This is a genomic window from Flavobacterium sp. (assembly GCF_003525665.1).
Classification (GTDB): domain Bacteria; phylum Bacteroidota; class Bacteroidia; order Flavobacteriales; family Flavobacteriaceae; genus Flavobacterium.
On record NZ_DQDX01000084.1, the window covers coordinates 13,441 to 22,222 of the forward strand.

The following is an 8,782-nucleotide window of genomic DNA, read 5'->3' on the forward strand; positions in this document are numbered from 1 at the left end:
CAGTAAGACTTTCATTGTTTTCAAGAAATAATTTTATTTCAGTATCAATTGTGTTTTTTCGTTCCTCAATTAGTGATTGAACTTCTTTAGCTAATTCAATATATCTTTTTTCAAAAATTTCTTTGTTCTTATTGATGAATTCAAATAAATCCAAGTAATCTTTATCGGTTGGAACTAACTTTTGAGTAAAAGAATAGATATAATCATTTAATTCAGAGTCACTTATTACAGGAGATAATGCTACATATAATCTATTTTCCTCCAATCTAATTTTTTCTAAATTTGAAAAACTGCTTAATTCTTCTCTGTCATTGTTTAGTATTTCATTCACATTACTTAAATCTCTGGTAATACTCCATAAATTTTCAGAAACTGACCTAAATCTATTTTTTAATTGTTCATCTAGTAATTTGAACTGTTCTAATTCTGATAACCTCTTTTCAACTTCAATTTTGATTTCCTCTAATGATTTATTTGAACTCAAACAGAAAGGACAGTTGTCAAATTCATGAATTAATTCCTTTCCTATGTCTAAGAAGTTCTTTTCTACAGTTGCTTTTTTATTTCTTTCTAAACTACTGAACTCCCTATACTTATTTTCAAATTCAATTATATCATTAAGATATTTCAGCTCATCAAAACTTATCTCTAAGGTTTTACTTTTCAATTTGTTTAAAAACTCTAGTTTAGATTGCTCGTTAGAATTATTTTCAGGAGAAATACCTTTTTTTAACTCATCAATTTCAATAGTTTTTGAATTTATTTCGGTTTGTCTATTTTTAATGGTTGTTTTGTTGTTTTCAATCTCTACACCAACTCTATCTCTATGGGTTTTCTCTTTATTTCTTCTGTAATTTGGAATTAACTGAGCGGTTTTTTGAAAAGTAATAAATTCAGTAAGACCTAAAGATATTGCAATTTTATTATGAAATGAATGGTCGTGTTTTTCATCTTTTTCGTATTCAAGCTGACCATTACTTATAATATCGTATTCAGTAATGAAATGACTATTAGGATTAAAAATTTTTACAAAATCTTCATTTTTAAAAATTATGTTTTCTAAGTCAAAATCTCCGTCAATTGTCTTGACTTTACAAGTTGGTCTTCCAGCTTGATTTACTCTTTTTAAGTAACCATTATAATCAAGCGAATCGTTTGATTCTGGAACTTTAGAACGAAGGTTTTTTTCTCCAATTTCTTGAGTATAAATCATCTCAAGTCCTGCAAAAACAGATGACTTCCCTGTTCCATTATTTGCTAAAATAATTGCATTATTAATTATTCCGTTTTCATCGGTTAAATTTATTCCATAAGGAATATTATTGTTTTCTTCTTTGGAAGGTATGCCTCTTAAGTTTGAAATTTCAACTTCTTTAATTCTATAGTCTTTTCCAACATATTCTGAAACATCTAAACTTTCAGTTTTAATTTTTTCTAATAAATCCTGAAAAGTGAATTCTTGACTTTCAGAACTTTCTAAAAAAAACATCAAACTTTCGAATAAAGTTTCTCTAGTCGAAATATTTAAACTTGGATAATAATTGGCAATGATTTTAGAAATAGTATTACTATTCTCTTCCGTTGCAATATCGATAAGTACTTTTCTGAAATTTGTTGTAGTCATATTTATTTAATAAAGTCTTTTCTAACATTTTGATTTATGTAAGTACTTAATCCTTTACCGCTAATTGCTCTTTGAATTAACTGTTGGAAATGATGGTTTCCTATTTTATAAACAGGATAAATATAGGGATTTTTTGCTATATGTAAACCAAACATAAATTGAGTTATCAGATATTTCAAAATGTGTTAATGATGAATTTCCACTTATATTTATGTAGCTTTCCATTTTAAATTTCAATATAAATTTTAACCATATCTTTATCTCCTCTCCTATAATCATTTCTTGGTGTGAAATTTTGATCAATGCTTTTTACTTGTTGCATTTTACTCTCGGTATACATTCTCCACCACATTTTATTTGAAGAAGAATATCCATCAACTTGAAATGCTCTTAAAACGTCATTTCCTGCTTTTGACACTCCATAACAATGTGGTTCAACTACTCTTAATTCACCTTCGTAATAGAATTCAATTATATTTTGATTTTCTATTGCTTCAATAATTTTATGGTTCATACTTTTTTGGTTTTAAGATTAATTAATTTATTACTTGTTAGGATTGATCTTTTCATATTCCGTCTCTAATTTTTGTATTTCTACTGTGTAATAATCAACATAACTTTGTGCAGTATTTATCTGTTGGTTTCTATCACTTGAAGTTCTGAGAAGCTTAAAAGCACTAACGTCATTTAGTTTCTGTTTTGCCTTCTCTAAGTTTTTGTAACTTGTGTTTAATTGGCTTGTTATTTCTGAAAGTCTGTTTTCTATTGCTTGTTTTCTTTCTCTTGCTATTCTTTCGGCTTCGATTTTTTCTTGTTCTGCAATTCGGGCTTTTTGCTCTTCAATTTCTTTTTGTTGAAGTTCTAGCTGTTGGTTGTGCGTTTCTGTGGCATTATTTATTTCCTGCAGTTGTTCTGTTTTATTTTGATAACTATTTAAAACGATAATGACAATTGTTATTAGCACGAGAGTTAAAACAGTGTAGAAAACATTTTTACTGAGTCCCATAATCGTAACAGGCTCGTCTTCATCATCTTCAATAGATGTTTGACTTTCATTTGTAGGCAAAGGTGGAACTTGTGAAAAAGTGTTAATTGGAGGCGGAATTGATTTTAATAAATCTTTTAACTCATCAATTTCACTTGCTTTTTCCCAATCTGTTTGTCCTTCAAACCAAACCATGGTGAGGCTTGATATCTTCTTTTCCTTTAGTTCGTCAAACGATAATGGACCAATTTGCTCGTTATTAATAGAAATGTAGTATTGTTTCATGCTTAAAAATATAGTGATATTAGATTTTTGAGATAAATCTAAATATTTGTTTTGGTTCATTTACAGGTAGTTTTACGTGTTTTACATTCCAAGTATTTTTTTCTTTTGTTGTGCAAATTCCTCTTCATTTAAAATTCCTTGTTCTCTTAATTTCGCAAGCTTTTCTAATTGGTCGGCAAAATCTATCGGTTGTTGAGTAACTATAATAGGTGCTGAAGGATTTGTTGTGTCTTTTGGTGCAGAAATCTTTGCTCTTACAGAATCTCCAAAAATTCTTACTTTAGCTTTAATTACATTATCAATTATCGCTTTATTTCCTGAAGTGAAAATGGTTAGTTTGCCCATTAAAATACCTGTTTCATATTGAATGGAACTAATTTTATCATAAGGGAAATCCTCAACTTTTAATCCAAATAAAAATCCTTTATCCACGAAAACTAGCCTACGATTTGTAGCAACTAAGATTCCATTTCCGTTATTATATGTTCCTTGAATTATGTTTTCTACACATTCATCTTCCCATAAAATACTTGGTAACTCTTTTATTTCTTTTCTTCCCAAATAGCTTTCAAAACCTCCTAAGTTTTTTCTTTGCGATTGAATTTCTAATATTGATGGCATAATTTTTTAAATTTATATAGTTAATAATTATTCTACTTCATACAACCCAACTGTCTCCAACAACTCCTTCTCAAATAAATAAATATCATCAATACTGTTTAATAGTTGTTTTGCTTCGGTTTTATTGTCATTAAACAATCCGATGTATTTTTTTGAACCGTTGAGGTGTAATCTGCATAAAGGTTTTCTGTTGTTATCATCAAGAAGAATCCCGAAATAGGATTGCGTATCTCGGCAAACGATTCTATCTGTCGGAAGTTTTCTGCGCAGAATTGCAACTACAATTCTATAGGCTTCAAGTTCTTCTTCACTGGTATTTATTTTGCTTTCATCATCAACTGTTTCAGGTAAATCTTCCAGTTGGTTTTGTGCTTCTTTGTTAATTGCGGCATTCAATCGATCATTAATTTTTTCACTAATGAACTGGCTGAAGCCTTTGTGAACAAGTTCTTTGAATTCTTCCATTACCTTTTCTGTAAGTCGTCCAGCATACACTTTATTGGCAAATAATTTTACAAACTCGTTGGATGGATTGGTAAGTTCTTCATTGATTTGTTTGCGGATTTCTTGGATGTACTTTAATGAACTAGCATTGGTTATAATGTTGTTTACATCAAAATTTGATTTGTGAAACTTTGTAATTTCATTAATGACATTATCACGTAAATCGGTCAAATCAAATTCAAGAAATGGTTTTTGATCCATTTTGTTTTTCTCGTCAAGGTCAGTGAAAAACTGATAATGAATTCCGTTGGTTAAAAGTGCAAATCGGGTTTTAGTGACATGAAAATATCTAAATAGTTGCGAACCATGAACCGATAATTTCTCTTTCCAATTCTTACATTCGATAATTAAAATAGGTTCGTTGTTTTGGAAAATGGCATAATCTACTTTTTCGCCTTTTTTCAATCCTAAGTCGGCAGTAAATTCGGGTACTACTTCGGTAGGATTGTAAGTGTCGTAACCAAGAATATTTATAAAAGGAAGTACAAAAGCATGTTTTGTAGATTCTTCCGTTTCGATTTTGTCTTTTAGCAGGATAATTTTATCGGCTAAAGCTTTAAGTTGATTGTTGAGTTCCATGGAGTTGTTGATTAGACTCCAAACTTAAAACCATTAGCATTGTGTATTTTACGGAAAACCGTAAAGTGGTAAAAAAAAAGTAAAAAAAGTTTTTAAGTGATACCCAAATCCTTTGCAATTGCTATAAGATGCACCGTATTGTTGGCTTTAAAATAATCTTTTAGTTTGCCTAATCTTTTTTCGATAGCACTTTTACTGTTGGGTGTGATGCCAAGTTCTTTGAATTTGGTTTCTATTTGATCTTGGGCTACACCAATTGCGAGTTGCTTGATGAGTTGCACATCAAAATTATCTATTTCATGTATGACTTTGTCTTGTAGTAAATGCGCAAAATCAGGAGAAATGTAACTTTTGTCGTCTTTAAGTATTGTTTTTATTGCCGTTTTTAGTTCGGTGATGCTTTTTCTTCCTTTGTGAACATAAGCATTGACGTTGAGGTTGTGGAACAATGCTTTTACACGAAAATTTTTGTCCTCGATAGAATAGACGATTACTTTAATGTCGGGTTGGATTTGTTTCACTTTTTCTATTAAATCTTCTCCAGAAGTTAGTGTTACTTTTCGATGATCTGTTTTGAAGGACAAATCACTAATTAGTAATTCGTAAGGTTCATTGTCTTGCAAGGCTTTTTTTATTTTTAATAAGGCATCATCGCAGTATTTGGCGTGGTGTATTTCGGTAACGGATAAATTAGTTAGGGTTTGATTTACGGCAATATTAATGCTGTCAAAATCTTCGGCGACAAGAACTTTTTTAAACATAGCTTTTCTTTTTATTCGGGTACAATGATTTGTGCTTTGAATCCTTTTCCTGATTCTGTTTCAAAAGTAAGCGTTCCTTTAATGGCTAAAATACGGTTTTCCGCATTTTGGAGTCCATTTTTAAATTTTAACATTTCGGAGGTTCCAATTCCGTTATCCGAATAGTTGATTATGATCTCTTTTTTAGTGTTTTCAAACCTTATTGCCACTACAGAACATTGACTGTGCTTTTTCATATTGACTAATAATTCTTGTAACGTTCTGTAGACTGCAATTTTGACTTCTTTTTTTACAGAGAGCCAATTTATAGTGTTTTGATTTTGAATTAACACATTTACATCATTAGAAATGTAACTAGCAATCATGCTTTGTAAATTATCTTGAAAATTACTTCCAGTATCAATATCGCTGTTTTCTTTGGCAATGTTTCTGGTTCGGGTGTAAATAGCGTCGAGATTTTCGAGAAGTTGTTCTTTTTTAGCGCTGTCTTGAAGGTCTTGTGTTTCGGCATAAGTTAGCGCATTAAAAACGTCATTGGCTAGTTCGTCATGAAGTCTTTTGGATATTCTGGTTTCGGTTTCGTAAGAGATCGTTTTTAGTTTTCTTCTATTTCTTGAGCGAATTGTGAAGAAAATCACTAATAATATAGTAGATGCAAAAAAGAATAGGATTATATAGAGTTGTTTTTGTGTTTTTTGTTTTTCACTTTCTTTTAAGGCAATTGAGTTATCGAATTTAAATTTGGCAAATTGGTTTTTGGATGCTTGTCTTATTTTATTGATGCTGTCTGAAATACTCATCTGCTTTAGCGCAAGTTTTTTTACATCATTAGAATTACCTGATGCGATTTGGAACTTTATTGCTTCAATTCTATCATCAGGACTATTTATAGCCGTTGCTGAATTGTAAGCTTTTTGAGCAAAATCTTCAGCTAGAGTAGGATTAGAATTGAGATAATATTCAGAAAGGTGTATGTGTGATGCAATAGATTCTGAATCATTTTGCAAGCTGTCTCTGATTTTTAAAGATTTATTTAAATAGGTGATGGCTTGGGTTTTATTCAATTTGAAATAAGCAAATCCCAAATTATCAAGAACTTTAGCATAATTTTTTTTATTAGCTACGAGTGAATCATGTTTAACAATGCTTTCTAAAATTACTTTAGCTTTAGAAAATTGTTTTGACTCCAAATAAACATATGCAATATTGTTCTTTATAACACATTTTTCAATTTGGCTTTTTACCTCTTTGTATGACAAATTATAATATTTGATCGCTTCTTGAAAATCGTTTAGTTCTAAATAATTTAGACCAAGTAAGTTATAAAAAGAAAAATTTTGACTGTAATTAGGATTGATTTTTAATGATTCTGTTGCTGTTGATTCACTACCAGAAAAATCACACTGTGCTTTTTGAATTGTTGCAATATAATACAGAGCGAAACTTATATTATCTAATTCATCAGGAGTGCAAACTAGTTTAGCTTTGTAATAATAAACAATAGCACTGTCAAATTTTTGATTTTCGTAATATGAATATGCTTTATCTAATAATTTTTCAAATTGAGGTTTTTCCTTTTTATTACTAGCTTCTTCTTTTTTACATGAGAATAAAACGGCAAATGCCATTATAAAAAAAATCGGGAAATTGTACCTTTTAAGTATCATTTCCCGAAATTATTAAATTAAATTAGAATACCGTCAAATATTCTAAAATAAATTACGGTCTCTTTGGCGGAAGGTCTCCGCCTTGACCTCCAGTATCAGGAGGTAAAGTGTCACCTACTTTTAAAGCGAATGATTCCTTATCTTGAATTCCTTGGGATGGTGTGATTGCATCTGAATCATTTGTGCAGGATACTGCAAAAGTTGCTGTTGCCAATAAGGCAATAAATAATATTTTTTTCATTTTATTGAATTTTAAAAATTGGACATAGTTTTGGCTGTTCGAGATGTTTTCGAAAGCGTTTTGTAACAGATAAATCTGTTGTTTTGAGTACTCAGATTTTTTTTTTGGGAAGTGAAGTGCGCGACTACAGAACCTTTTGGTTATACTTCCCTGAATAAAAAATCAGTTCTGTAGCGCATCACTTTTTTAGAATCAGTTTTGTACATTTGTTCCTATCGCGAAATAGATCAAGAACTAATTCTGAGGCAAAGGAATTACGTTTTTGTAGTAGTTTTTATAGGGAATTCCGATATTTCCGATAATTCCAAAGATTTCTTAAAAATTCATAAAACCCCTTTCCCTTATGAAGAAAATTACTTTTAAAGATTACAAGACTGCTATTAAAAAACAGTACGAAATTGTAAAAAATGATGATGTTTCTGGAATTTTAGCGAATCCATCCCCAGCTCAAATGAGGAACTTGAGTTTGATTATTTTGGATAAAGGGATTAGTAGAAAAGAAGAGGAGTTGTTTCGATTATTTTTTGGAACTAAAGAAAATGAGTCCTTAAAAAAATCCATTGAAAATTGTAATGTTGATAAATTTAGACCAGTTATTTCGTTCCTTAAAGACGAAACTGATAGCGAAAATAGTATTAGAATAGAAATGTCTGCTTTATTGATTGATTTTAAGCCTAGACCTTATTCTGTGTTTTCAAATTCGGACGATTTAGAGTTGGTTGTTGCTGCTTCTGATAATCAAAAGATGTCAAATATAATTATTGAGCTTGATGTTAGTGAAAGTTCTTCAGATTTGATAAAAATTAATGCGATAGAATCTAATAATCGCTTTCCAAAAAAGAAAATTGCTATTGGATTGTTTAGTTTGATTGGAGTTTTTTCTATAGCTTATACCAGTAAAGACATGATTTTCCCCAATAAAGAATGCATGGAATGGAAAGAAGATCATTATGAAATGATTGATTGTAAAAGCGAACAAGTTGGATTTGCAAATACTAAAATTATAAAGCCATTTGATGAGATTGAATTTGGAAGAAAAGAATTGACAGTTTGTGATACAACAACGTTTTTTAACGGCAAAAAAGCTATTGTTTGGTATAGTAAAAGAGATAAAATTATACAGTTTTTCAATATGGATGGTGAAAACCCTGAGAATGATGCTGAAATTAAAAAAGTTACTCCACATATTATTGAGGAGTATGTGCTGGCTTGTGAATGAGTATGATACGAGAACATGATTTTTAAAATTTTATTTGTTTAAGATATTATCAAATTTAAAAAGGTGAGCAATATTGCTCGCCTTTTTAGGTTTTTTTTCTTTATATTTGATTTGTAAATAGTTATATCATTTAAAAATGTGTATTGCTAACTTTGATACATTGCCAAATTACTTTATTTTACAATTTAAAAACAATTTACCTTTTTCTTTAATTTTTTGAAATTGTTGAAAAGTTTTTGTTAAAATAATGATTTGATAATTTTGTATTATGATAAATTTTCTATTATTGTAAAAAG

The 8,782-nt window shown here is 29.7% G+C and carries 9 protein-coding genes; 1 reads left to right on the forward strand and 8 read right to left on the reverse strand.

Annotation, left to right across the window (positions count from 1 at the left end; translation table 11 throughout):
- The 8 genes from DIU01_RS06150 to DIU01_RS06185 all read right to left on the reverse strand — a co-directional run.
- Positions 1–1,624 (reverse strand): hypothetical protein (locus tag DIU01_RS06150; protein WP_290832550.1); only part of this gene is annotated, 1,624 nt, incomplete at its 3' end.
- 226 nt (positions 1,625–1,850) lie between these two features.
- Positions 1,851–2,138, reverse strand: a complete 288-nt coding sequence (locus DIU01_RS06155) for a hypothetical protein (protein ID WP_290832552.1) — start codon at positions 2,136–2,138, stop codon at positions 1,851–1,853.
- Positions 2,139–2,168: 30 nt separating this feature from the next.
- Positions 2,169–2,954, reverse strand: a complete 786-nt coding sequence (locus tag DIU01_RS06160) for a GYF domain-containing protein (RefSeq protein ID WP_290832554.1) — start codon at positions 2,952–2,954, stop codon at positions 2,169–2,171.
- Positions 2,955–2,975: 21 nt separating this feature from the next.
- Positions 2,976–3,515, reverse strand: a complete 540-nt coding sequence (locus DIU01_RS06165) for a PH domain-containing protein (RefSeq protein WP_290832556.1) — start codon at positions 3,513–3,515, stop codon at positions 2,976–2,978.
- 27 nt (positions 3,516–3,542) lie between these two features.
- The gene (locus DIU01_RS06170; RefSeq protein WP_290832558.1) at positions 3,543–4,598 is read right to left on the reverse strand and encodes a type I restriction endonuclease; all 1,056 of its coding nucleotides are present in this window, start codon (positions 4,596–4,598) and stop codon (positions 3,543–3,545) included.
- Positions 4,599–4,690: 92 nt separating this feature from the next.
- On the reverse strand, positions 4,691–5,359 hold the full coding sequence (locus DIU01_RS06175) for a response regulator (RefSeq protein WP_290832559.1): 669 nt from the start codon (positions 5,357–5,359) through the stop codon (positions 4,691–4,693).
- A gap of 11 nt (positions 5,360–5,370) precedes the next feature.
- Positions 5,371–7,026: a hypothetical protein gene (locus DIU01_RS06180; RefSeq protein ID WP_290832560.1), complete on the reverse strand. Its 1,656-nt coding sequence runs from the start codon at positions 7,024–7,026 to the stop codon at positions 5,371–5,373.
- 52 nt (positions 7,027–7,078) lie between these two features.
- Entirely contained in the window at positions 7,079–7,267 is a 189-nt protein-coding gene (locus tag DIU01_RS06185) for a hypothetical protein (RefSeq protein WP_290832562.1), read from the reverse strand.
- 343 nt (positions 7,268–7,610) lie between these two features.
- Here DIU01_RS06185 and DIU01_RS06190 point away from each other — a divergent pair, with 343 nt between their 5' ends.
- Positions 7,611–8,486, forward strand: a complete 876-nt coding sequence (locus DIU01_RS06190) for a hypothetical protein (protein WP_290832564.1) — start codon at positions 7,611–7,613, stop codon at positions 8,484–8,486.
- Positions 8,487–8,782: the final 296 nt, after the last annotated feature.

Bases quoted from the DNA above. Each gene is read 5' to 3' on its own strand.
- DIU01_RS06155 (WP_290832552.1), bottom strand. From the start codon at position 2,138: ATGAACCATAAAATTATTGAAGCAATAGAAAATCAAAATATAATTGAA.
- DIU01_RS06160 (WP_290832554.1), bottom strand. From the start codon at position 2,954: ATGAACCAAAACAAATATTTAGATTTATCTCAAAAATCTAATATCACT.
- DIU01_RS06165 (WP_290832556.1), bottom strand. From the start codon at position 3,515: ATGCCATCAATATTAGAAATTCAATCGCAAAGAAAAAACTTAGGAGGT.
- DIU01_RS06170 (WP_290832558.1), bottom strand. From the start codon at position 4,598: ATGGAACTCAACAATCAACTTAAAGCTTTAGCCGATAAAATTATCCTG.
- DIU01_RS06175 (WP_290832559.1), bottom strand. From the start codon at position 5,359: ATGTTTAAAAAAGTTCTTGTCGCCGAAGATTTTGACAGCATTAATATT.
- DIU01_RS06180 (WP_290832560.1), bottom strand. From the start codon at position 7,026: ATGATACTTAAAAGGTACAATTTCCCGATTTTTTTTATAATGGCATTT.
- DIU01_RS06185 (WP_290832562.1), bottom strand. From the start codon at position 7,267: ATGAAAAAAATATTATTTATTGCCTTATTGGCAACAGCAACTTTTGCA.
- DIU01_RS06190 (WP_290832564.1), top strand. From the start codon at position 7,611: ATGAAGAAAATTACTTTTAAAGATTACAAGACTGCTATTAAAAAACAG.